This is a genomic window from Streptomyces europaeiscabiei, from assembly GCF_036346855.1.
Classification (GTDB): Bacteria; Actinomycetota; Actinomycetes; order Streptomycetales; family Streptomycetaceae; genus Streptomyces; species Streptomyces europaeiscabiei.
Genome location: NZ_CP107841.1, coordinates 2,093,491 through 2,116,354, shown reverse-complemented (window position 1 = coordinate 2,116,354; position 22,864 = coordinate 2,093,491). Strand labels below are relative to the sequence as shown.

Here is a 22,864-nt window from a genome sequence, read left to right as displayed (position 1 = left end):
CCGCCCGCCGCGTACAACGCGCCCTTGACGTCGCCGACTTCCCGGCAGCGCCCGGGAACTCGGCCACGGCGCTCTCCCGTTGACGCGCCACCGGAAAGCTGCGGGAACCACCTACCCCGCCGTTCCACCCCCACTGTGACGTGTGGCACCATGCGGGTCATCCCAACCGGCACAGCACCCTCAGGAGACGCTCCTAGTGCAGCAATCCGCCGTCCCGGAACTGGCACACACGCACGCCCGCCCCATCCACTGGCTCGCCACGGCCACCGCCCTCGCCGGTGTCGTCGCCCTGTCGTCCGCCCTCCAACCCGACGCGGCGAGAGCGGCCCAGCCCGTTCCGAAGGCCAATCCGGCCCCGGCCGTCGTGGCGGCCCCCGACCCCGCCGAGGTCGACCTCCCGCTCGACTGCGGGACCGTCGGCGTCGTCGTGAAGAAGAAGGGCTCCGGGGACCTCGACGGAGACGGCCGCCCCGAAACCGTGGCCGTCGTGCACTGCGACGCCAGCATGGGCACCCCGCCCGACGGCGTGTACGTCCTCACCCGCTCCACCGACGCCGCACAGCCCCGGGTCGTCGCCACGCTCGTGAACCCGAAGGACCGCAAGACCGTCACCGACTTCGCCGTCCATGACGCCGTCGTCACCGCGACCCTGCACGGCTACTCGTCGGCCGACGTACCCAACTGCTGCCCCGACGTCACGGACCGTGCCAAGTGGCAGTGGAAGAACGGGGCGTTCGTACGCTCGACGCCCGCCGGAGCGCAAAACGTCTGACACCCGCCCACCCCGGGCGAACGGGAAGTGATCACCCGGCAAACCCGGTGTGAGAAAGCAGACACAGGGCGACGCGGAGCACCCGACAGGTCACTCCGCGTCAGGTCCGAAGACCTCGACCCTGTCCGAAACCCGACGTACATGGATGCACTCGCCCGGACACTCCTTCGCCGAGTCCACGACATCCGTGAGAAGCGGCAGAGGAACGGGCGTTGTGGCCCCCGGGGCCTGCAGCAACTCGTCGCCCGAACCCTTCACGTACGCCAGTCCGTCGATGTCCAGCTCGAACACCTCGGGCGCGTACTGGACGCAGATACCGTCACCGGTGCAGAGATCCTGGTCGATCCAGACCTCCAGCGGCCCGCCCTCGGTCCCGGCCTCCTGCTGCACGGTCTTCTCTCCTGCCGTCTAGATCGTCGAGCCGGTCGGGAACGATGCGGGCTCTGACGGGTGTTGAACACTTCGACCCTACCTGGAGCGGCTTCCCAATCATGTTCTGTGGGTATTCCCCTGGCGTGAGGGAGAGCGCAAGGGTGAAGATCGGACACACCCCGACCGTCTTTGTGATCTAGGGGTTTCAATCGACACCCACCCAGGTAGGGTCTGGAAGCGTCCAGCTCCCCTTGGAGGAGGTGAGGACCGTGGCAGCCCACGACGACGACATGAACCGCGGCATCCGCCCGGGACGAGGGTCCGACGACCCTGCCGGGCAGATTGCCTATCTTGAGCAGGAGATCGCCGTCCTGCGACGTAAGCTCGCCGACTCTCCGCGACACACGAGGATTCTCGAAGAGCGGATCGTCGAGCTGCAGACCAACCTGGCCGGCGTGTCCGCACAGAACGAGCGGCTCGCCAACACACTCCGTGAGGCCCGCGACCAGATCGTGGCCCTCAAGGAGGAAGTCGACCGGCTCGCACAGCCACCGGCCGGCTTCGGTGTCTTCCTCACGGCGAACGAGGACGGCACGGCCGACATCTTCACCGGAGGCCGCAAGCTTCGGGTGAACGTCAGCCCCAGCGTCGACCTGGAAGAGCTCCGGCGCGGCCAGGAAGTAATGCTCAACGAAGCGCTCAACGTGGTCGAGGCCATGGAGTACGAGAGCGTCGGCGACATCGTCACCCTCAAGGAGATCCTCGAGGACGGCGAGCGCGCCCTCGTGCAGGGGCACACCGACGAGGAACGGGTGGTACGGCTCGCCGAGCCGCTGCTGGACATCACCATCCGCCCCGGCGACGCCCTCCTGCTCGAACCCCGCTCCGGCTACGTCTACGAAGTCGTGCCCAAGAGCGAGGTCGAAGAACTCGTCCTCGAAGAGGTCCCGGACATCGGCTACGAGCAGATCGGCGGCCTGGGCAACCAGATCGAGATGATCCGCGACGCGGTCGAGCTCCCCTACCTCTACCCGGACCTGTTCAAGGAGCACGAACTCCGCCCGCCCAAGGGCGTCCTCCTCTACGGGCCCCCCGGATGCGGCAAGACGCTCATCGCCAAGGCCGTGGCCAACTCACTGGCCAAAAAGGTCGCCGAGGTCACCGGACAGGCCACCGGCAAGAGCTTCTTCCTCAACATCAAGGGCCCCGAACTCCTCAACAAGTACGTCGGCGAGACCGAGCGGCAGATCCGCCTCGTCTTCCAGCGTGCGAGGGAGAAGGCCAGCGAGGGCACCCCCGTCATCGTCTTCTTCGACGAGATGGAATCCCTCTTCCGCACCCGTGGATCAGGCGTCAGCTCGGACGTGGAGAACACCATCGTCCCCCAGCTCCTCGCCGAGATCGACGGCGTGGAAGGCCTGCAGAACGTGGTCGTGATCGGCGCCTCCAACCGCGAGGACATGATCGACCCCGCCATCCTGCGCCCCGGCCGCCTCGATGTGAAGATCAAGATCGAGCGCCCGGACGCCGAATCGGCGAAGGACATCTTCCAGAAGTACCTCACCGAACGTCTCCCGCTGCACGCGGACGACCTCGGCGAACACAGCGGCTCCAGGTCCGGCACCGTCCAGAGCATGATCCAGACGGCAGTGGAACACATGTACGCCGAAACCGAGGAAAACCGCTTCCTGGAAGTCACCTACGCCAACGGAGACAAGGAAGTCCTCTACTTCAAGGACTTCAACTCCGGCGCCATGATCGAGAACATCGTCGGCCGCGCCAAGAAAATGGCGATCAAGGACTTCCTCGACAAGAACCAGAAGGGCCTCCGCGTCTCCCACCTCCTCCAGGCCTGCGTGGACGAGTTCAAGGAGAACGAGGACCTGCCCAACACCACCAACCCGGACGACTGGGCCCGAATCTCCGGAAAGAAGGGCGAACGGATCGTCTACATCCGTACGCTGATCACCGGAAAGCAGGGCTCCGACACCGGACGCTCCATCGACACGGTGGCGAACACCGGACAGTACCTGTAAAACACAGGGCGGCTGCGGGTGCCCTCAGTGGGTACCCGCAGCCGACTGTTTTTCGGGCAACGGCCGGAGCAAGGCAATGACGCAAATGATCTCCCCACCAGCGCAGAGCCGTTCTAGGCTCTTCCGTACCGCCGAGTCGCGCAGTGCGGGGACGGGCACCGCACACGCACCGGAGCGCCAGCGGTACTTGAGCAGCGTCCCCGACCGAGGACGCCGCCGGGCAAGGAGGGCCGCATGACCGTACGGCGAGTAATGGGCATCGAGACGGAGTACGGGATCTCCGTCCCCGGCCACCCCAATGCCAATGCCATGCTCACCTCGTCCCAGATCGTCAACGCCTACGCCGCGGCGATGCACCGGGCCCGCCGGGCCCGCTGGGACTTCGAGGAGGAGAACCCGCTGCGGGACGCGCGAGGCTTCGACCTCGCCCGCGACTCCGCCGACTCCAGCCAACTCACCGACGAGGACATCGGCCTCGCCAACGTCATCCTCACCAACGGAGCACGGCTCTACGTCGACCACGCCCACCCCGAATACAGCGCCCCCGAGGTCACCAACCCCCTCGACGCCGTCCTGTGGGACAAGGCCGGCGAACGCATCATGGCCGAAGCCGCCGAACGCGCCGCCCAGCTCCCCGGCGCCCAGCCGATCCACCTCTACAAGAACAACACCGACAACAAGGGCGCCTCCTACGGCACACACGAGAACTACCTGATGAAGCGGGAGACCGCCTTCTCGGACATTGTGCGCCACCTCACGCCGTTCTTCGTCTCCCGCCAGGTCTTCGCCGGCGCCGGCCGCGTCGGCATCGGCCAGGACGGCCACGAACACGGCTTCCAGCTCAGCCAGCGCGCCGACTACTTCGAGGTCGAGGTCGGCCTGGAGACCACCCTCAAGCGCCCCATCATCAACACCCGCGACGAACCCCACGCGGACGCGGAGAAGTACCGCCGCCTCCACGTGATCATCGGCGACGCGAACCTCTCGGAGATCTCCACCTACCTGAAGCTCGGCACGACGGCCCTGGTGCTGTCCATGATCGAGGACGGCTTCATCGCCGTCGACCTGGCTGTCGACCAGCCCGTACGCACCCTGCACCAGGTCTCGCACGACCCGACCCTGCAACGCCTCGTCACCCTCCGCAGCGGGCGCACCCTGACCGCCGTGCAGCTGCAGATGGAGTACTACGAGCTGTCGCGCAAGTACGTGGAGGAGCGGTTCGGGGCGGACGCGGACGACCAGACCAAGGACGTCCTGGCCCGCTGGGAAGACACCCTGAACCGCCTGGAGAACGACCCGATGAGCCTCTCCGGGGAACTCGACTGGGTCGCCAAGCGGGAACTGATGGAGGGCTACCGCCGCCGTGACGGCCTCGACTGGGACGCGGCCCGCCTCCACCTCGTGGACCTTCAGTACGCCGACGTACGCGCCGAGAAGGGCCTCTACAACCGTCTCGTGGCCCGCGGCAAGATGAAGCGCCTCCTGGACGAGACGGACGTCGACCGGGCCCGTACGAAGCCGCCGGAGGACACCCGGGCGTACTTCCGCGGCCGCTGTCTGGAGCAGTACGCGGACGACGTCGCGGCGGCCTCCTGGGACTCGGTGATCTTCGATCTCCCTGGTCGGGATTCGCTCCAGCGCGTCCCAACCCTCGAACCGCTTCGCGGAACGCGAAATCACGTCAAGGAGCTCCTGGACCGCTGCCGCACGGCAGAAGACCTGGTCAGGGTGTTGTCCGGTCACTGAACCGGGCTTTGATCCGATTCCGCCGGACAGGGTGGAAACAGCGGCGTCCGGGAATCATCGAGGTGGCCCCCGGACGTTGTGGAAACAACGGGGCCAATGTCAGACCCGGCTTGTAGGGTCTGATCATGACCGATCGGCAGGAAAGCCGACCTGTCGACCATGTCGGGCGAACTGAGCGGGGTGAGGGTTATGGCGACCAAGGACACCGGCGGCGGCCAGCAGAAGGCGACCCGTTCCACCGAGGAGACCGAGGCGGCGCCGGAGGCGCAGGCGTCGGAGGACCTCAAGGAGCGACAGGAGAAGCTGAGCGACGACGTGGACTCGGTTCTGGACGAGATCGACGATGTCTTGGAAGAGAACGCTGAGGATTTCGTTCGAAGCTTCGTTCAAAAGGGCGGGCAGTAGGTCCATTTCGCCTTCGAATTGAAGGTGGTGGGGGAGTTCGTGAGTGTTCGACGAGCGAGAAGTCAAGAAGTGTTCGCGGTGTCAGGAGAACAAGCCGCGTACGGCATTCGCGAGCAACAAGTCCATGCGTGACGGACTCCAGGCGTACTGCCGGGAGTGCTCGGCTGAGTACTACCGGCAGCGCCAGGTAGCGAAGGGGCGGACGGTGCGCGAAAAGGCGCCCGTCCCACCCGGCCACAAGTACTGCCGGGGCTGCGGCGAGGTGAAGCCCCACATTGAATGGCACCGCAAGAACAGCGCACCCGATGGCCTGGCAAGCCGCTGCAAGGCATGCAAGGCGGCTACTGGCCCGGCTGGTCATCTTCGCCGGAAGTACGGCATCACCGAAGCCGAGCGTGACGAGATGATCGCCTCGCAGATGGGCGTCTGTTGCATCTGCCTGGCGGCGCCAGCTACGCAGGTTGATCACTGCCATGAGACGGGTAGGGTCCGAGGCGTACTGTGCTTCAACTGCAATTCCGGCCTCGGCCTGTTGGGAGATGACCCCGCAGCGATGAACCGAGCGGCCGAATACCTGGAAGGAAACGCGTGGAAGCCAACACTCGTAGCACCGGGCGTCTACCAGCTGCCTTCCTGACGCCTGGGTCGTCGTCCTTCATGGACTTCCTGTCGGACCATCAGCCGGAGCTGCTTCCCGGCAAGCGGCAGCTGCCGCCGGTCCAGGGCGTCATCGAGGCCCCGCACGGCACGACGATCGTGGCCGTGTCGTTCCCCGGTGGTGTGGTGCTTGCCGGTGACCGTCGGGCCACGATGGGGAACATGATCGCGCAGCGGGACATCGAGAAGGTGTTCCCGGCGGACGAGTACTCGGCGGTGGGGATCGCCGGCACGGCCGGTCTGGCCGTGGAGATGGTGAAGCTGTTCCAGCTGGAGCTGGAGCACTTCGAGAAGGTCGAAGGCGCCCAGCTCTCCCTGGAGGGCAAGGCCAACCGTCTGTCGACCATGATCCGTTCCAACCTGGGCATGGCCATGCAGGGCCTGGCCGTCGTCCCGCTCTTCGCCGGTTTCGACGTCGACCGGAACAAGGGCCGCATCTTCTCCTACGACGTGACGGGTGGCCGCTCCGAGGAGAGCGGCTACGCGGCCACCGGTTCCGGCTCGATCTTCGCGCGCGGCGCGATGAAGAAGCTCTTCCGTGCCGACCTCACCGAGGACGAGGCGACGACCCTCGTGATCCAGGCCCTCTACGACGCGGCAGACGACGACTCGGCCACCGGTGGCCCCGATGTCGCCCGCCGGATCTACCCCATCGTCACCGTGATCACCGAGGACGGCTTCCGCCGGCTCACCGACGAGGAGTCCTCCGAGATCGCCCGCTCGATCCTGGAGCGGCGCCTGGAGCAGCCCGACGGCCCGCGCGCCGCGCTGCTCTAGCCGGTCCGGTCGACGGCCTTCTTATCAAGGTGATCCAGTGACTTCGACAGAAAGGGACGGATAACCGGTGTCGACGCCGTTCTATGTCTCACCCCAGCAGGCGATGGCGGATCGGGCGGAGTACGCCCGCAAGGGCATCGCCCGTGGCCGCAGCCTGGTCGTGCTGCAGTATGCCGACGGCATTGTGTTCGTCGGCGAGAACCCGTCCCGTGCGCTGCACAAGTTCAGCGAGATCTACGACCGGATCGGCTTCGCGGCCGCCGGTAAGTACAACGAGTACGAGAACCTGCGGATCGGTGGTGTGCGCTACGCCGACCTCCGTGGTTACACCTACGACCGTGACGACGTGACCGCCCGTGGTCTCGCCAACGTCTACGCCCAGACGCTGGGCACGATCTTCTCCTCGGCGGCCGAGAAGCCGTACGAGGTGGAGCTGGTCGTGGCCGAGGTGGGGGAGACCCCCGAGGGCGATCAGATCTATCGGCTGCCACATGACGGTTCGATCGTGGACGAGCACGGCTCGGTCGCGGTCGGTGGTAACGCCGAGCAGATCAGTACTTATCTGGACCAGCGCCATGAGGACGGTATGTCTCTGGCGGAGGCCCTGAAGCTCGCCGTGCAGGCCCTGTCGCGCGACACCAACGGCACCCAGCGGGAGATCCCCGCCGAGCGTCTGGAGGTCGCCGTCCTCGACCGTACCCGCCCTCAGAAGCGCAAGTTCAAGCGCATCGTGGGTCGCCAGCTGGGCCGCCTGCTGGAGATCGACGGTGCCGCGACCGAGGCCGAGAGCGCCGACGAGGACGAGTAGTACCGGCGTTTTAGGAAACACCCCGCCCGTAGTGCGCCCCGGCCGGCACAGGCCGGGGCGCGCGGCGTTGTGAGGTCGCACCGGAGTGTCCCTGGTGGGGGCGCGGGGACTGCGTGATCAGCCAGGGTCGTCCCGCGGTCTGGTGGCCCTCGTCAGGGTCCTGGTGGTGCCGTGGACCCCCGCACCACCAACTCCACGGGAATGTCCCCCTCGGCGGGCGTGCGGCCTTCCAGGACGGCCAGCAGCGCTTCCATGCCCCGTTCCCCGAACAGCTCGGAGTCCAGCCGTACGGTCGTCAGCTCGGGGTCGAGGGCGGTGGCGAGGGCCAGGTCGTCGAGTCCGGTCACGGAGACGTCCTCCGGTACCCGCAGTCCGAGCCGTCGTGCGGCCTTGTAGGCGCCGGCGGCCAGCTTGTCGTCGTCGCAGACGACCGCGGTGGGCCGGTTCCCGGGTCCGTTCAGCGCGGCTTCCGCGGCGGCCAGTGCTCCGTCGATGGAGATCGGGGCGGCTGCCGTGGTCAGGGACGTGCCGGGTGTCGAGCGGACCTGGGCCGCCAGTTCGCGGGCGCGTACGTCGAAGGTCCAGGAGGGGATGTCGGCGGCCAGGTGCAGGAAGTGGCGGTGTCCGAGCGTGAGCAGGTGTTCGGCGATCTGTCGTACGCCGTCGCGGATGTCGAGGTTGACGGTGGCGGCTCCCAGGCTGCCTTCGGGGTCGCTGTCGAGCATCACCAGGGGCAGTTGGTCGCCCCGGATGGCGGTCAGGGCGTCGGCGGCCATGGATGAGGCGATGACGCCGTCGAGGGCGGCCTGGGCGGAGGCGAAGGGGTCGCGGGCGGGGCCGACGCCTTCGGGGGAGGGGTACAGGACCACTCCGAAGCCGTGGTGCGCGGCGACGCGGGCGGCGCCTGTGTAGACGCCGGCGAAGAATTCGGTGGTCAGGGCGGGGACGACGAGCAGTACGGTCCGGGTGTGGCCGAGGCGGAGGTTGCGGGCGGCGAGGTTGGGCCGGTAGCCCATTTCGCGTGCGGCTTCGCGTACGCGTTCTGCCGTGGTCTCGGAGACGCGGCCGCGCCACTTGTCGCCGAGGACCAGGGAGACGGCGGCCTGGGAGACGCCGGCGGCCTGGGCGACGTCACGGCTCGTGGGCCGTGTACTACCTCGTGCCACTGTCGGCCTGCTCCTTCGTCTGGACTCGTGGACAGGGCACATGGTACGTATGACGGAGGACGTTATACGTAACACTTCGCTCGTCGAGAGCGCATCGAGAGGCAGGACATGGCCGCCGGATATCTCGAGATCCTCAGGACGCGGCACGCCGCTCGGCTGCTCGCCGGAACGCTGGTGGGCCGGTTGCCGAACGCCACCGCCGCGATCGCGATCGTGCTCTTCGTCCGTGCGGAGGGCGGTACCTACAGTCTGGCGGGCGCGCTGGCCGCCGTGTACGGCGTCGCCAATGCGGTGGGGCAGCCGCTGCTGGGGCGGCTCGTGGACCTCCACGGGCAGCCGCGTGTGCAGTTGCCGGCGGCTGTCGTCGCCGCTCTCGCCATGTCCGTCTTCGCTCTCTCGGGGCTGGATCCGTTGCCGGTGGCGTATCTCGCGATGGCGGTCGCCGGGCTGTTCACGCCGCCTCTGGAGGGCGGGCTGCGGGCCCTGTGGTCCTCCGTCCTGCACAAGGAGGGGCAGGTGCACACGGCGTACGCGATGGACGCGGTGGCGCAGGAGGTCATGTTCACCGTGGGGCCGCTGCTGGTGACCCTGTGCGTGGCGCTGTGGTCGGCGTCGGCCGCGCTCGTCGTGCTCAGTGTCGTCGGGGTGCTCGGGGCTCTGTGGGTGGTCGTCTCGCCGCCCTCGCGGGCCTGGCGTTCCGCTCCGCGTGAGGCCCACTGGCTGGGCGCGCTGCGTTCGCCGGGGTTGCTGGCGCTGCTCGGCGCGTTCTTCTTCGTCGGTATCGCGCTCGGTTCGATCACCGTGGCCGCCGTGTCCTATGCGGACGACAACGGTGGGGACGCCGTCTACGGATGGTTGATGGCGGGCGTCGGGCTGGGGGCGCTGGTGGGCGGCACGGTGTACGGCGCGCGGCAGTGGGGTGGTGCGCCGGAGCGTCGTCTGCAGGTGCTGGTGGCGCTTCTGGCGGTCTGTTATGTGCCGTTGACGCTGATGCCCGGTCCGGTGGGCATGACGGGGCTGACGGCGCTCGCGGGTGTGTTCCTGGCGCCGGCCATCGCCTGTGTGTTCGTCCTTGTCGACAGGCACGCGCCACGGGGCACGGTCACGGAGGCGTTCTCCTGGATCGTGACGACGTTCACGGTGGGCCAGTCGGCCGGAACGGCGGTCGCGGGACCGGTCGTCGAGTGGGGCGGGACGCTGTGGGGGTTCGTGGTGCCGGGTGCCGCGGGGGCGGTGTCGTTGCTGGTTCTGCTGGCGACCGGGAGGGTTCTCGCTGTTCCTTCTGAGGGTGCGGTGGTTGCGGTCTCATCGGAAAATGATCCAAACCGTGCTGCCGAACCCCGTTTCAGCTCGGTGGATCGGGCGTAATGTTCAGTCATGGACCGCCGCATTTTCGGGCTGGAGAACGAGTACGGCGTCACGTGCACGTTCAGGGGACAGCGCCGTCTGTCTCCTGACGAGGTGGCGCGGTACCTCTTCCGCCGTGTCGTGTCATGGGGCCGCAGCAGCAATGTGTTTCTGCGGAACGGGGCCCGCCTCTATCTCGACGTGGGCTCACATCCGGAATACGCGACACCCGAATGTGACAACGTGACCGAACTCGTCACTCACGACAAGGCCGGCGAGCGCATTCTCGAAGGACTGCTGGTCGACGCCGAACGCCGCCTGCACGAGGAGGGAATCGCGGGCGACGTCTACCTCTTCAAGAACAACACGGACTCGGCGGGCAACTCATACGGTTGCCATGAGAACTATCTGGTGGCGCGGCACGGGGAGTTCTCCCGGCTCGCGGACATCCTGATTCCGTTCCTCGTCACCCGGCAGCTGCTGTGTGGTGCGGGCAAGGTGCTGCAGACCCCGCGTGGTGCGGTGTACTGCGTGAGCCAGCGCGCGGAGCACATCTGGGAGGGCGTCAGCTCGGCGACCACCCGCTCCCGGCCGATCATCAACACCCGCGACGAGCCGCATGCGGACGCGGAGCGGTACCGCCGTCTCCACGTCATCGTGGGCGACTCGAACATGTCCGAGACGACCATGCTGCTGAAGGTCGGTGCCACCGACCTGGTGCTGCGCATGATCGAGGCGGGCACGGTCATGCGTGACCTCACCCTGGAGAACCCGATCCGGGCGATCCGCGAGGTCAGCCATGACCTGACCGGCAGCCGCAAGGTGCGGCTGGCCAGCGGCCGTGAGGCCTCCGCGCTGGAGGTGCAGCGCGAGTACTACGAGAAGGCCGTGGACTTCGTCGAGCGTCGCGGCATCCGTACAGGCACCGTCGAGCAGGTCCTGGAGCTGTGGGGCCGCACGCTGGACGCGATCGAGGCGGAGGACCTCGACCGGATCGGTACCGAAATCGACTGGGTGATGAAGTACAAGCTCATCGAGCGGTACCGGGCGAAGCACAACATGACCATGTCGCATCCGCGGGTCGCGCAGATAGACCTCGCATATCACGACATCCACCGTCGTCGTGGCCTCTACTACCTGTTGGAGAGGAAAGGTCAAGCCACTCGTATCTGCAATGACTTGAAGATCTTCGAGGGCAAGTCGGTTCCGCCGCAGACCACTCGGGCGCGGCTGCGCGGGGACTTCATCCGGCGCGCACAGGAACAGCGTCGGGATTTCACGGTCGACTGGGTGCATCTCAAGCTCAACGACCAGGCACAACGCACGGTGTTGTGCAAGGACCCGTTCCGTTCCGTCGACGACCGGGTGGAGAAGCTCATCGCGGGAATGTGAGCAGCAGTGTTCCGGGAGTCTTTCCGGAACGCAACGCGGGGCGCCGTACGTTTGCCGTACGGCGCCCTTCTCACGTCGTAGAGTTGCGCGCACGCCATCCGACAAGATCGACCGATACGAGGCCTTCACCGTGCGCCGACGCTCACTCCTCATCGCTGTCCCCGCTGGACTGGTCACGCTCTCCGCCTGTGGTGACGGTGAGTCCGACTCGGCCAAGGCCAGCAGCAGCCCGTCCGCGTCGGCGAGTGGGGCGAAGCCGCCGAAGATCGTGGACGGGCCGTTGCCTGCGATCACGGACGGGGTGAAGTTCGACGAGAAGCCGACCGTCGCGAAGGGCAGTGGTGATCCGTCGAAGGACCTGGCGGTGAAGACGGTCATCGCGGGCAGCGGGCAGACGGTCGCCGAGGGGGACTACGTCCAGGCGAACTACCTGGGGCAGATCTGGTCCACGGCGAAGGTCTTCGACAACTCCTACGACCGTAAGACGCCGCTGGTCATCCAGCTCAGCCCGCAGGGCATCATCGACGGCTGGCGGTACGGGCTGACCGGCAAGAAGGCCGGCAGTCGTGTCCAGATGGCCGTGCCGCCGACCTGGGGTTACGGCCCGGACGGCAACTCGCAGGCGGGGATCAAGGGCACCGACACGCTGGTCTTCGTCGTCGACGTGCAGAACACCTTCAACGCCAAGAGTTCGGCGAAGGGTACGAAGGTCGCTCAGGACAACGTGGATCTGCCGAAGGTGGCTACCAACACCGACGGCAAGGCCCCCTCCATCGAGGTGCCGAAGGTCGATCCGCCGACGAAGCTGGTCGCGAACTACATCATCGAGGGCGACGGCCCCGAGGTGGGCGCTGAGGACAGCCTGCTCGTGCAGTACAAGGGCGTCCTCTGGGACACCGGCAAGGAGTTCGACTCCTCGTACAGCCGGGAGGCGCTGAGTTCGTTCGGGTTGAAGCAGGTCGTCAAGGGCTGGTCGCAGGGCATGACCGGCAAGAAGGTGGGCAGTCGCCTTCTCATCGTCATCCCGCCGAAGCTGGGTTACGGGGACACGCCGCCGAGTGGCAGCGACATCAAGAAGGACTCCGTGATGGTGTTCACCGTGGACATCCTCGCGAAGATGTGAGGCTCGGGATGCGAGACTGTCCGGCGTTGCCCAGTACATACACAAGCAGGAGCCTGAAGACGTGAGCATTGAGAAGCCCGAGATCGACTTCCCCGAGGGTGAGCCGCCGGCGGACCTGGAGATCAAGGACATCTGGGAGGGCGACGGCGAGGTGGCCCAGGCGGGCCAGACCGTCACCGTGCACTACGTGGGTGTGTCCTTCTCCACCGGTGAGGAGTTCGACGCCAGCTGGAACCGCGGGGCGCCGTTCCGTTTCCCGCTCGGTGGCGGTCGTGTCATCAAGGGCTGGGACCAGGGCGTGCAGGGCATGAAGGTCGGTGGCCGCCGCCGGCTGACCATCCCGGCGCACCTCGCCTACGGTAACCAGAGCCCGACTCCGGCGATCAAGCCGGGCGAGACGCTGATCTTCGTGGTCGACCTGCTCGGGGTCTGATCTGTCGGAAGCCGTGTCAGGGCCGACCGTGTCGTGACCGGTCTCGACTGTCTTGGGTCCATGCCTGTTCGGGCATGGGCCCTCGGCTTTTGCCGCGACGCTGAGTAGCGGTAGGTTCGTGCCGCGGAAACACCCGGAGGAAGGGCGTCGATGGCCATTGCCAAGGCCGAGCGGTTGATGAACCTGGCGCTGTGTCTGCTGGGGACGCGCAGGCCGCTCAGCAAGCGTGAGCTGCGGGAGTCGATCGAGGCCTATCTCGAAGCGGGCAGCGACGACTCCTTCAACCGCATGTTCGAGCGTGACAAGGACGATCTGCGCGAACTCGGCCTGGTCATCGAGACGGTGGAGAACCTCGACGGCGAGGTCGGTTATCTGGCCCGCCGCGACAGCAACAGCCTTCCGCCCATCACCCTCGACGCCGAGGAGGCCGCGGCCCTCGGACTCGCCGCGAAGGTCTGGCAGCAGGCCCGCCTCGCCGGAGCCGCGAGCGGCGCCCTGCAGAAACTGCGCGCGGCCGGGCTGCCCGAGGACGTCGACCCGTACGAGGCCCATGGCGCCCTGGAGCCGCGCATCCCGGTGCACGAGGCCGCGTTCGAACCGCTGATGCTTGCCTGCCGGGACCGTCGTCCGGTCCTGTTCGAGTACCGCAAGGCCACCGCCGTGCGTCCCGAGCCCCGCCATGTCGAGCCGTGGGCGCTGGAGTGCTGGCGCGGTCACTGGTACCTCGCCGGCTTCGACCGTGACCGGGGTGCCGAGCGGGTCTTCAGGCTCTCCCGGATCACCGGCAAGGTCCGCAGCCGGGGCAGTGCCTTCACCGCCGAGGTGCCGGACGTGGTCACCGTGCGGGAGACGGTCGCGAGCTGGGCGGGGGAGACCGCCGACCGCTCCGCGCTGATCCGCCTGCGTTCCGGCGCCGGCTACCCGCTGCGGGCGAAGGCCTCCGCCGTCCGGGAACTCGGAGACGGCTGGGACGAGTTGGAGATTCCGTACGGGCACGGTCTGGATGCCTGGCTGGTGGAGTTCGGGCCCGACGTGGTGGTCCTGGAGCCTGCCGAGCTGCGGGCCGATGTGGTGGACCGGCTGCGTGCCGTGGCCAAGGGTTGAGGGGACGTAAGAACGTGGTCGGAAAACCGGCGCGGCCGGGGAACGCCATCGACCAGACCCGGCGGATGCTCTCCCTGGTGACGTATCTGCGGGAGCGGCCCGGCGCCCGGATCGAGGACGTGGCCCGTGCCTTCGGAATCACCGAGGACGAGCTGGTCTCGGACCTCGATGTGCTGCCCATGTGCGGGACCAGCTTCCGCGGCGGTGATCTGCTCGACATCGACACCGACGGCGAGCGCATCTGGTGGCACAACCCGGCCGCCCTCGGCGCGGAGGCGGCCGAGCCGCTCAGGCTCGCCGCCGACGAGGCGACCGCCCTGCTGGTGGCCGCCCGCGCGGTGGCCACGCTGCCCGGACTGCGCGAGAGCGACCGGCAGGCCCTGCTGCGGGCCACCGCCAAGGTCGAGACGGCGGCCGGGGAGGCGGCGGGTGCCAGTGCGCGTCTGTCGGTCACCTTCGAGGCCGAGGGCGGGGTCTTCGCGGACGTCGACCGGGCCATCTCGGAGCGCCGGCGGCTGTGGATCCGCTACTACTCGCCCGCCCGTGACGAGGTCACCGAACGCGAGATCGACCCGATCCGCCTGGTCAGCGTCGGGCACACCTATGTCGAGGCCTGGTGCCGCCGCTCCGAGGCCCGCCGCACCTTCCGGCTGGACCGGGTCGCCGAGATCAAGATCCTCGACGAGCCGTCCGCGCCGCCCGAGGTAGAGCTGCGGGACCTGTCGGAGGCGCTGGTGCAGCCCGCGGCCGAGGATCCCGAGGTCGTCGTCGAGGTCGGGCCCGGCGGGCGCTGGGTCGCCGAGTACTACCCGCACGACAGCGCCGAGGAGCTGCCGGACGGCGGGCTGCGCATCAGCCTGCGTACCCCCGACCCCACCTCGTTGCGGCGCCTCGCGCTGCGGCTGGGGCGCGACGGCCGGATCGTCTCCCCGCAGGACCTCGCCGACAGCGCCCGCCGGGCGGCCCGCGAGGCGCTGGCAGCCTATGACGCGACGGGGACGACGAGACCGTGACTGTGCAGACGAGGCCGTGACCACGGCGGCGACACCGTGACGACGACGGGGTGGGACCGGGACAGGGAGATGCGAGGGCTGTGAGCGGCGGGTCGGTTGTGTCGGGTGTGAAGGCCGGCGTGAAGTCCGGTGTGCAGGAGATCCAGGAGATCCGGGAGATGACCGTGGCGGTCGCTTTCGCGGGCATGAAGAAGGCGGTCGACGTGGTGTTCCGAGCCGGCTGCCCCGACTGCCGGGCCAATTTCGAGCTGGGCGCGAGCGCGCTGCGCCTGGCCATCGGCGCCACCAGCAAGACCACCTTCTACTCCTTCACCTGCCCCGAGTGCGGCACCGCCGTCCGCAAGCCGGCCGGTGAGCGGATCGTGGAGCTGCTGACCGGGGGCGGGGTACGGACCCTGCGGCTGCATTCGGCGGGCTAGGGCGAGGCGAGGGTGGGGTGAGCGTCTGCTCGGCGGGAGGGCCAGGGCGGCTCACCTCCGCCGGTGAGCGAGGTGCGCTCGCTCGCGGCCGTTCGCTTGTGGGGGTGTGCGCGGCCGGGCCCCGTCTCGCTGGCATGAGGTGCCGAGCAGGCTCTAGGGTCGGCGGCATGTTCTGGGCGATGTTCGCGGTGGCTGTGGGTTTCGTGGGGCTCGTCGTGCTCGGGGTGCTCGCCGTGCGGGTCTTTCTGGAGGCCCAGCGGCTGGGCGTACAGGTCACGGAGTCGGCGCGACGGATCAATCGGGCGGCGGAGGACCTGGAGCGGGCGACGGCGAGCGCGGCCCGCTCTGTGGACGCTCTGTGAGTTCCGGTCGAGGCCCCTGTGACTTGGTGGGTGAGTGCGTTTTGCGCCACTTCGCCCTGTCACCTTCTCACCTTTGGCAGGTACGCTGCCTGTCGCGGCACGGTGAACGAGGCCCGGGTCGCGATTCGGGAGTGCGCACAGGGATTGCCCGACGTTTACCCCTGAGCGTTACGATCGCTGCCAGCACGATCGTTCGGACACCTGTCCGACCGGTCGGACAGCCCCCACCCGCCGCCTCGGTGAAGAAGGTAGACAGCTATGGGTAGGCTCGGCCCCACCGAGATCATTCTGATCCTCGTCGTCATCATCCTGCTGTTCGGTGCGAAGAAGCTTCCGGACATGGCGCGCTCGCTGGGCAAGTCCGCCCGCATCCTCAAGAGCGAGGCCAAGGCCATGAAGTCCGACGGCCAGGACGACACCACCGCGGCGGCCGCGCCTCCGCACCCCGGCGGCGAAGCCCCGGCGCAGCGCACCATCCAGGCCGCCCCCGGCGACGTGACCAGCTCCCGCCCGGTCACCGAGCCGACGGACACCACCAAGCGCTGACGCAAGGCCGGACGAGACTTCCGGCCTGCCGCACGAGATGAGGACGTGGGTTGCTCAAGTCTGCCCGCAAAACGGAGAAGGACAAGGATCCCGAGGGGCGGATGCCCCTCGTGGAACACCTTCGCGAGCTCCGCAACCGGCTCGGCAAGGCGATGCTGGCCATCGTGGTGGCCTCGGTGGTGGGTCTGGTCTTCTACCAGGAGATCATCAACTTCCTCACCCGGCCCGTCCAGGAGGCCGTCGGCTGCACGCGGGACTTCACGGAGCTCGCCAAGGAGAGCAAGGGAGCCTGCGGCAACATCACGATGTCGGGTCTGATGGGCCCGTTCACGCTGATGATCAAGGTGTCCCTGACGGCCGGTGTGGTCATCGCCAGCCCGGTCTGGCTCTATCAGCTCTGGGCCTTCATCGCGCCCGGTCTGCACCGGCACGAGAAGCGCTACTCGATGGCGTTCGTGGCCGCGGGCTTCCCCCTCTTCATGGTGGGCGCCTACTTCTCGTACCACGTGCTGCCCGCGGCTGCCGAGGTCCTGCTCGACTTCACTCCTGACAACGCAGTGAACCTGCTGCCCCTGGACGAGCTGCTGGACCTCGTGACCCGCATGGTGATCGTCTTCGGGCTCTCCTTCGAGCTTCCGCTCGTGCTGGTCATGTTGAACATGACCGGCATGGTCACGGGAAAACGAATGCTGAGCTGGTGGCGCGCCATGATCATGGGTGTCACCGTCTTCGCCGCGTTCGCCACGCCGACCGTCGACCCGGTCTCGATGCTCTCGCTCGCCGCGCCGATCATCGCGCTCTACTTCGTGGCCACCGGGTTCTCCCTGCTGAACGACAAGCGCAGGCGACAGCGCGAGGCGCTAGGCCCCGCCGACGACGAGGCCTCCGAGCTGGACCTCACCCCCGAGGACGTCGGCGAGATCGAGAGCGTGTCGGCGAGCCGGGCGCTCCCCGCGCAGGCGGAGTCCGAGCGGGAACGGATCAACGGTTACGACGACGTCACCTGAGCACCGGCCACCGCGCCGGATGCGACGACGACAGCAGGCCCCACCGAAGGTTCTCGGTGGGGCCCCTGCCGTTCTCGGACTCCTTTTCGGACGGAAGGCGGTCCGGATCTCGACGGTGGCACGATCCGGATAATGATCGTCCTGTTGTCAGTGGGGGCCGGTAGTCTCGAAAGCACGATGACAGAGGACCTCTCACCGGCCGAGCGATACGCGGCAGCCCGCAAGCGCGCTGCCGAGCAGGCCACCGCTCTCGCCGACTTCCGCGCGATGTACGACTTCGGTCTCGACCCCTTCCAGATCGAGGCCTGCCAGGCGCTGGAGACGGGCAAGGGCGTCCTGGTGGCCGCCCCGACCGGCTCGGGCAAGACGATCGTCGGCGAGTTCGCCGTCCACCTCGCCCTCGCGCAGGGCAAGAAGTGCTTCTACACGACACCCATCAAGGCGCTGTCGAACCAGAAGTACGCAGACCTGTGCCGCCGCTACGGGGCCGACAAGGTCGGCCTGCTCACCGGCGACAACAGCGTCAACTCCGACGCCCCCGTGGTCGTGATGACCACCGAGGTGCTGCGGAACATGCTGTACGCGGGTTCCCAGACGCTTCTCGGCCTCGGGTACGTGGTCATGGACGAGGTGCACTACCTCTCCGACCGCTTCCGGGGCGCCGTCTGGGAAGAGGTGATCATCCACCTGCCCGAGTCGGTCACCCTCGTCTCCCTCTCGGCCACCGTGTCGAACGCGGAGGAGTTCGGCGACTGGCTGGACACCGTACGAGGCGACACCGATGTGATCGTCTCCGAACACCGGCCCGTGCCGCTGTTCCAGCACGTGCTCGCCGGACGGCGGATGTACGACCTCTTCGAGGAGGGCGAGGGCAACAAGAAGGCAGTCAACCCCGACCTCACGCGCATGGCGCGCATGGAGGCCAGCCGCCCCTCCTACCAGGACCGCCGACGCGGCCGCGCCATGCGCGAGGCCGACCGTGAGCGCGAGCGCAGACAGCGCTCCCGGATCTGGATCCCGAGCCGCCCCGAGGTCATCGAACGGCTCGACTCCGAAGGCCTGTTGCCCGCCATCACCTTCATCTTCAGCCGCGCCGCCTGCGAGGCCGCGGTCCAGCAGTGCCTGTACGCGGGCCTCCGGCTGAACGACGACGACGCCCGGCTCCGGGTCCGCGCCCTGGTCGAGGAGCGCACGGCGTCCATCCCGAACGAGGACCTCCATGTCCTCGGCTACTACGAGTGGTTGGAGGGCCTGGAGCGCGGCATCGCGGCCCACCACGCGGGCATGCTGCCGACGTTCAAGGAGGTCGTCGAGGAACTCTTCGTACGCGGCCTGGTCAAGGCCGTGTTCGCCACGGAGACCCTCGCGCTCGGCATCAACATGCCCGCCCGCTCGGTGGTGTTGGAGAAGCTGGTCAAGTGGAACGGCGAGCAGCACGCCGACATCACACCGGGTGAGTACACGCAGTTGACGGGGCGCGCCGGTCGGCGCGGCATCGACGTCGAGGGCCATGCGGTGGTGCTGTGGCAGCGCGGCATGAACCCCGACCATCTGGCCGGGCTCGCGGGCACCCGTACGTATCCGCTGCGCTCCAGCTTCAAGCCGTCGTACAACATGGCGGTCAACCTCGTCGAACAGTTCGGCCGGCACCGCTCGCGGGAACTGCTGGAGACGTCCTTCGCGCAGTTCCAGGCCGACAAGTCGGTCGTCGGGATCTCCCGTCAGGTGCAGCGCAACGAGGAGGGGCTGGAGGGCTACGAGGAGTCCATGACCTGCCACCTCGGGGACTTCGAGGAGTACGCGCGTCTGCGGCGGGAACTGAAGGACCGCGAGACCGACCTGGCGAAGCAGGGCGCGGCCCAGCGGCGGGCCGAGGCGGCCGTCGCGCTGGAGAAGCTGAAGCCGGGCGATGTCATCCATGTCCCGACCGGCAAGTACGCGGGTCTGGCGCTGGTGCTGGACCCCGGGCTGCCCGCGGGGCGGTCCAACGGCCACCGTGGGTTCGAGCAGCACGACGGGCCGCGCCCGCTGGTGCTGACCGCCGAGCGGCAGGTCAAGCGGTTGGCGTCCATGGACTTCCCGGTGCCGGTGGAGGCTCTGGAGCGGATGCGGATCCCGAAGTCCTTCAACCCGCGTTCGCCCCAGTCGCGGCGGGATCTGGCGTCGGCGCTGCGCACCAAGGCCGGGCATCTCGTGCCCGACCGCAACCGCAGGCGGAGGGCCGCCGCCGCGGACGACCGTGAGATCGCCCGGCTGCGTGCCGAGCTGCGGGCGCATCCGTGCCACGGGTGCAACGACCGTGAGGACCACGCGCGTTGGGCCGAGCGCTACTACCGGCTCAAGCGGGACACCGCGCAACTGGAGCGGCGCATCGAGGGCCGTACCAACACGATCGCGCGGACCTTCGATCGCATCGTCGCCCTGCTGACCGAGCTGGACTACCTGCGGGCCGACGAGGTCACCGAGCACGGGAAGCGGCTCGCGCGGCTCTACGGCGAGCTGGATCTACTGGCGAGCGAGTGTCTGCGGGCGGGTGTCTGGGAGGGGTTGGGGCCTGCCGAGCTTGCCGCGTGCGCATCTGCTCTGGTGTACGAGGCTCGGGCCGCGGACGATGCGATGGCACCGAAGCTGCCGTCCGGGAACGCCAAGGCCGCGCTGGGGGAGATGGTGCGGATCTGGGGACGGCTGGACGCGCTGGAGGACGAGTTCCGGATCACGCAGAGTGAAGGGGTGGGGCAGCGTGAGCCCGACCTCGGCTTCGCCTGGGCCGCGTACATGTGGGCCTCGGGGTCGGGGCTCGACGAGGTCCTGCGGGAGGCGGACATGCCGGCGGGGGATTTCGTGCGCTGGTGCAAGCAGGTGATCGATGTGCTGGGGCAGGTCTCGGCGGCGGCGCCGACCGGGTCGAGCGTCGGAAAGAGTGCGCGTAAGGCTGTGGAGGGGCTGTTGAGGGGGGTTGTGGCCTACTCGTCGGTGGGGTGAGGGTTCGCCCGGCGAGGGTGGGGCGGGTGGTTTCGGCGGGTGCGGGTGGGGTGTGGCTGGTCGCGCAGTTCCCCGCGCCCCTGAAAGACAACAGCTTGCCCGCGCCCCCTGATGGCAAGGGTGTGCCCGCGTCCCCGGGAAGGGCTAGAGCCGACGGGTGTCGCCGGGGAGACGTGAGCGGGCCGGCGTCCCCCGGGAAGGCAAGTGCAGGCTGGCGCCCGTGGGAAGGGCAAGAGCCCGACGGGTGTCTCCGAGAAGGACAAGAGCTGGCCGGTGCCCCTGGGAAGGGCAAGAGTCGGCGGGTGTCCCCGGGGAGACACGAGCCGGACGGCGTCCCCCGGAAGGCGAGCGTCGGCCGGTGCCCGTGAGAAGGGCAAGAGTGGGTGGGCGTCTCCGGGGAGGATGGGGAGAGTCGGCCGACGCTCCCGCGAGGGCGTGAGGCTGTCTGCGCTCGCCTTGGGTGAGAGGCGTGGGGCGTTGCTCAGTGGGTCAGGTATCTCCGCCAGCCGCCGTACTCCGTGATGTCCGGGGCGTCCTGCAAGGCGCCGGGCTCGCAGAGGAAACCCGGGGCCCGGGTGCCGTCGGACAGTTCGATGGAGCCCAGGGTCATGGGGCGGGGGAGGGTGGTCAGGAGGCGGCCCAGGCCCTCGGGCGGGAGGCGCCAGATCTCGGCTTCGACGGGGGCGCCGCCTTCGCCCACGTGGACCAGGCCCGGCTTCGGCGGGGTCGTGCGGAGCGCGTGGAGGCGGTAGACGGGGGCCGTGGTGGTCGTCTGCTCCAGGTGGGCGCCCAGGGACAGGAGCTGAGGGTTCAGGGGTTGGCCCGAGAGGTGGGCGCCCACGACCGCCAGGCGGGTCCCCGGCTGGAGGAGGGCGGCGACGCGGGCCAGGCGGTCGTCCGTGAAGGCCGGGCCGATCAGCATGACGCCGAAGGGGAGGCCGTTCACCTCGCCCGCGGGGACGGCGACGGCCGCCAGGTCGAAGAGGTTCGTGGAGTTGGTGAAACGGCCCAGGCGGGCGTTCGCGCCCAGCGGGTCGGCGGCGACCTCGGCGAGCGTCGGGTGGCCCGGTGCCGTCGGCAGCAACAGGGCGTCCGCGTCGGCCAGTTCGGCGAGGGCACGGGTGCGCAGGGCTGCCAGCCGGTCCTGGTCGGCGAAGAGCAGGTGGGCCGGGATGTCGCGGGCCCGGGTGATGATGCCGGCGACCGTGGGGTCGAGGGAGTCGACGCCGTCCGCGATCGCCTTGTCGACGAAGCTCCCGACCGCCGTGTAGCGCTCGGCCACGAACGCGCCCTGGTAGAGCATGGCCGCGGCCTCGGTGAAGGGGGTGAGGTCGAGGGGACGTACGTCCGCGCCCGCGGCCGTGAGGCGGGTCACCACCGCCTCGTACGCCTGCGCCCAGCCCTCGTCCAGTTCGCCCAGCTGTTCGCGTGGCGGGACGGCGACGCGCCACGGGCCCGGGACGCGCTGGGGGAGGGGCGGGAGGGTGCGGTCGGGCGGGGAGGACATGTGGGCGAGGGCCTGTTCGGCCTCCGGGAGGGTGCGGGCGAACACCGTGACGCAGTCGATCGAGGCGCAGGCCGGGACCACGCCGGTCGTGGGGACCAGGCCTCGGGTGGGCTTCAGGCCGACGATGCCGTTGAAGGCGGCGGGGACCCTGCCGGAGCCGGCCGTGTCGGTGCCGAGCGCGAAGTCGACGATACCGAGCGCCACCGCCACGGCCGAGCCGGAGCTGGAGCCGCCGCTGATGCGGGACGGGTCGTGGGCGCCTCGGACGGCGCCGTGCGGGGAGCGGGTGCCGACGAGGCCCGTGGCGAACTGGTCCAGGTTGGTGGTGCCGAGGACGAGGGCGCCGGCCTCGCGGAGGCGGGCGACCACGGGCGCGTCGGCGTCGGGGATGTACGCGTAGGCCGGGCAGCCGGCGGTCGTGGGGAGGCCGTGGACGTCGATGTTGCCCTTCGCGGCGAAGAGGCGGCCGGCGAGGGGGAGGTGGGTGCCTGCGGCCAGGCGGGCGTCGATGGCGCGGGCCTCGGCCTCCACCTCGGGCTGGGGGCGTAGGTCGATCCAGATCTCGGGGCGGTTCACGGCGTCGATGCGGGCGTAGGCCATGCGGACTCTGGTGAGGACGGGGGTGGGGGACTGTGGCATCTGTGCTCCTGGGTGGGTGCTGTGGTCGGCTGCGGGGCGGAGGGGGTGCGTGTGGGTTGTTCGCCCCGCCGCCCCTACCCGTCCCTCCCTCACTCTCGGCTTCGCTCGAGCGGGAGGTGCCCCCATCCAGGGGCTGTGCCCCTTCGACCACCTCGACCACCTCGACCACCTCGGGCGCCTTGGGCGCCTTGGGGGGCGGGGGGTTCGGAGTCGTGGGCGGGTGCGGGGTTCGGTGGGGCTCGTCGCGCAGT

Annotated in this window: 21 protein-coding genes; 18 read left to right on the top strand and 3 right to left on the bottom strand. The window is 68.8% G+C overall.

The annotated features are described in order from the left end of the window. Positions 1 to 196: 196 nt before the first annotated feature. Positions 197 to 772, top strand: a complete 576-nt coding sequence (locus OG858_RS09050) for a hypothetical protein (RefSeq protein ID WP_086749424.1) — start codon at positions 197 to 199, stop codon at positions 770 to 772. 90 nt (positions 773 to 862) lie between these two features. On the opposite strand, the gene OG858_RS09045 is transcribed toward OG858_RS09050, so the two are convergent. After that, positions 863 to 1,162 (bottom strand): ferredoxin, encoded by a 300-nt coding sequence (locus OG858_RS09045; RefSeq protein ID WP_086749425.1) that lies wholly within the window; start codon positions 1,160 to 1,162, stop codon positions 863 to 865. 251 nt (positions 1,163 to 1,413) lie between these two features. Between OG858_RS09045 and arc the strand changes: the two genes are divergently transcribed. From arc to prcA, 6 genes are all read left to right on the top strand, one after another. Continuing rightward, complete coding sequence (gene arc / locus OG858_RS09040; RefSeq protein ID WP_046707750.1) at positions 1,414 to 3,180, top strand: proteasome ATPase; 1,767 nt, start codon at positions 1,414 to 1,416, stop codon at positions 3,178 to 3,180. A gap of 234 nt (positions 3,181 to 3,414) precedes the next feature. After that, positions 3,415 to 4,926, top strand: coding sequence for a depupylase/deamidase Dop (gene dop / locus OG858_RS09035; protein WP_406195401.1), 1,512 nt, complete (start codon positions 3,415 to 3,417; stop codon positions 4,924 to 4,926). Positions 4,927 to 5,115: 189 nt separating this feature from the next. After that, entirely contained in the window at positions 5,116 to 5,331 is a 216-nt protein-coding gene (locus tag OG858_RS09030; protein WP_045557092.1) for a ubiquitin-like protein Pup, read from the top strand. 43 nt (positions 5,332 to 5,374) lie between these two features. After that, the gene (locus OG858_RS09025) at positions 5,375 to 5,968 is read left to right on the top strand and encodes an endonuclease VII domain-containing protein (protein ID WP_256960558.1); all 594 of its coding nucleotides are present in this window, start codon (positions 5,375 to 5,377) and stop codon (positions 5,966 to 5,968) included. Next, the gene (gene prcB, locus OG858_RS09020; RefSeq protein WP_037701807.1) at positions 5,920 to 6,765 is read left to right on the top strand and encodes a proteasome subunit beta; all 846 of its coding nucleotides are present in this window, start codon (positions 5,920 to 5,922) and stop codon (positions 6,763 to 6,765) included. Before OG858_RS09025 ends, prcB begins: the two co-directional genes overlap by 49 nt. A 67-nt stretch (positions 6,766 to 6,832) precedes the next feature. After that, the gene (gene prcA / locus OG858_RS09015; RefSeq protein WP_037701805.1) at positions 6,833 to 7,573 is read left to right on the top strand and encodes a proteasome subunit alpha; all 741 of its coding nucleotides are present in this window, start codon (positions 6,833 to 6,835) and stop codon (positions 7,571 to 7,573) included. A 152-nt stretch (positions 7,574 to 7,725) separates the two neighbouring features. Here prcA and OG858_RS09010 read toward each other — a convergent pair whose 3' ends face one another. Further along, entirely contained in the window at positions 7,726 to 8,739 is a 1,014-nt protein-coding gene (locus tag OG858_RS09010; protein ID WP_327723747.1) for a LacI family DNA-binding transcriptional regulator, read from the bottom strand. Positions 8,740 to 8,847: 108 nt separating this feature from the next. Between OG858_RS09010 and OG858_RS09005 the strand changes: the two genes are divergently transcribed. The 11 genes from OG858_RS09005 (at position 8,848) to OG858_RS08955 (ending at position 20,467) form a co-directional block, all read left to right on the top strand. After that, the gene (locus OG858_RS09005) at positions 8,848 to 10,107 is read left to right on the top strand and encodes an MFS transporter (protein WP_086747777.1); all 1,260 of its coding nucleotides are present in this window, start codon (positions 8,848 to 8,850) and stop codon (positions 10,105 to 10,107) included. 9 nt (positions 10,108 to 10,116) lie between these two features. Then, positions 10,117 to 11,478 carry a Pup--protein ligase gene (pafA, locus tag OG858_RS09000; protein WP_086747778.1) on the top strand — a complete coding sequence of 454 codons (1,362 nt, stop codon included), beginning with the start codon at positions 10,117 to 10,119 and terminating at the stop codon, positions 11,476 to 11,478. A 130-nt stretch (positions 11,479 to 11,608) separates the two neighbouring features. Continuing rightward, positions 11,609 to 12,601, top strand: coding sequence for an FKBP-type peptidyl-prolyl cis-trans isomerase (locus tag OG858_RS08995; RefSeq protein ID WP_328545006.1), 993 nt, complete (start codon positions 11,609 to 11,611; stop codon positions 12,599 to 12,601). A gap of 61 nt (positions 12,602 to 12,662) precedes the next feature. Beyond that, a complete protein-coding gene (locus OG858_RS08990) occupies positions 12,663 to 13,034 on the top strand; it encodes an FKBP-type peptidyl-prolyl cis-trans isomerase (RefSeq protein ID WP_046707742.1) in 372 nt (123 codons plus the stop codon). 150 nt (positions 13,035 to 13,184) lie between these two features. Continuing rightward, positions 13,185 to 14,138, top strand: a complete 954-nt coding sequence (locus OG858_RS08985) for a helix-turn-helix transcriptional regulator (protein ID WP_086747780.1) — start codon at positions 13,185 to 13,187, stop codon at positions 14,136 to 14,138. Positions 14,139 to 14,152: 14 nt separating this feature from the next. Next, entirely contained in the window at positions 14,153 to 15,151 is a 999-nt protein-coding gene (locus tag OG858_RS08980) for a helix-turn-helix transcriptional regulator (protein ID WP_107084625.1), read from the top strand. Positions 15,152 to 15,309: 158 nt separating this feature from the next. Further along, positions 15,310 to 15,570, top strand: coding sequence for a hypothetical protein (locus OG858_RS08975; protein WP_037702271.1), 261 nt, complete (start codon positions 15,310 to 15,312; stop codon positions 15,568 to 15,570). Between the two features lie 167 nt (positions 15,571 to 15,737). After that, a complete protein-coding gene (locus tag OG858_RS08970) occupies positions 15,738 to 15,932 on the top strand; it encodes a hypothetical protein (RefSeq protein WP_086747781.1) in 195 nt (64 codons plus the stop codon). Positions 15,933 to 16,190: 258 nt separating this feature from the next. Further along, positions 16,191 to 16,478 carry a Sec-independent protein translocase subunit TatA gene (gene tatA, locus OG858_RS08965; RefSeq protein WP_060891971.1) on the top strand — a complete coding sequence of 96 codons (288 nt, stop codon included), beginning with the start codon at positions 16,191 to 16,193 and terminating at the stop codon, positions 16,476 to 16,478. A gap of 50 nt (positions 16,479 to 16,528) precedes the next feature. Then, positions 16,529 to 17,485: a twin-arginine translocase subunit TatC gene (gene tatC / locus OG858_RS08960; protein ID WP_086747782.1), complete on the top strand. Its 957-nt coding sequence runs from the start codon at positions 16,529 to 16,531 to the stop codon at positions 17,483 to 17,485. 132 nt (positions 17,486 to 17,617) lie between these two features. Then, positions 17,618 to 20,467: a DEAD/DEAH box helicase gene (locus OG858_RS08955; protein ID WP_086747783.1), complete on the top strand. Its 2,850-nt coding sequence runs from the start codon at positions 17,618 to 17,620 to the stop codon at positions 20,465 to 20,467. Between the two features lie 481 nt (positions 20,468 to 20,948). On the opposite strand, the gene atzF is transcribed toward OG858_RS08955, so the two are convergent. Beyond that, positions 20,949 to 22,613, bottom strand: coding sequence for an allophanate hydrolase (gene atzF, locus OG858_RS08950; protein WP_327743586.1), 1,665 nt, complete (start codon positions 22,611 to 22,613; stop codon positions 20,949 to 20,951). Between the last annotated feature and the right edge of the window lie 251 nt (positions 22,614 to 22,864).

Bases quoted from the DNA above. Each gene is read 5' to 3' on its own strand.
- OG858_RS08985 (WP_086747780.1), top strand. From the start codon at position 13,185: ATGGCCATTGCCAAGGCCGAGCGGTTGATGAACCTGGCGCTGTGTCTG.
- dop (WP_406195401.1), top strand. From the start codon at position 3,415: ATGACCGTACGGCGAGTAATGGGCATCGAGACGGAGTACGGGATCTCC.
- OG858_RS08970 (WP_086747781.1), top strand. From the start codon at position 15,738: ATGTTCTGGGCGATGTTCGCGGTGGCTGTGGGTTTCGTGGGGCTCGTC.
- atzF (WP_327743586.1), bottom strand. From the start codon at position 22,613: ATGCCACAGTCCCCCACCCCCGTCCTCACCAGAGTCCGCATGGCCTAC.
- OG858_RS09030 (WP_045557092.1), top strand. From the start codon at position 5,116: ATGGCGACCAAGGACACCGGCGGCGGCCAGCAGAAGGCGACCCGTTCC.
- OG858_RS09005 (WP_086747777.1), top strand. From the start codon at position 8,848: ATGGCCGCCGGATATCTCGAGATCCTCAGGACGCGGCACGCCGCTCGG.
- OG858_RS08975 (WP_037702271.1), top strand. From the start codon at position 15,310: ATGACCGTGGCGGTCGCTTTCGCGGGCATGAAGAAGGCGGTCGACGTG.
- pafA (WP_086747778.1), top strand. From the start codon at position 10,117: ATGGACCGCCGCATTTTCGGGCTGGAGAACGAGTACGGCGTCACGTGC.
- OG858_RS08955 (WP_086747783.1), top strand. From the start codon at position 17,618: ATGATCGTCCTGTTGTCAGTGGGGGCCGGTAGTCTCGAAAGCACGATG.
- tatA (WP_060891971.1), top strand. From the start codon at position 16,191: ATGGGTAGGCTCGGCCCCACCGAGATCATTCTGATCCTCGTCGTCATC.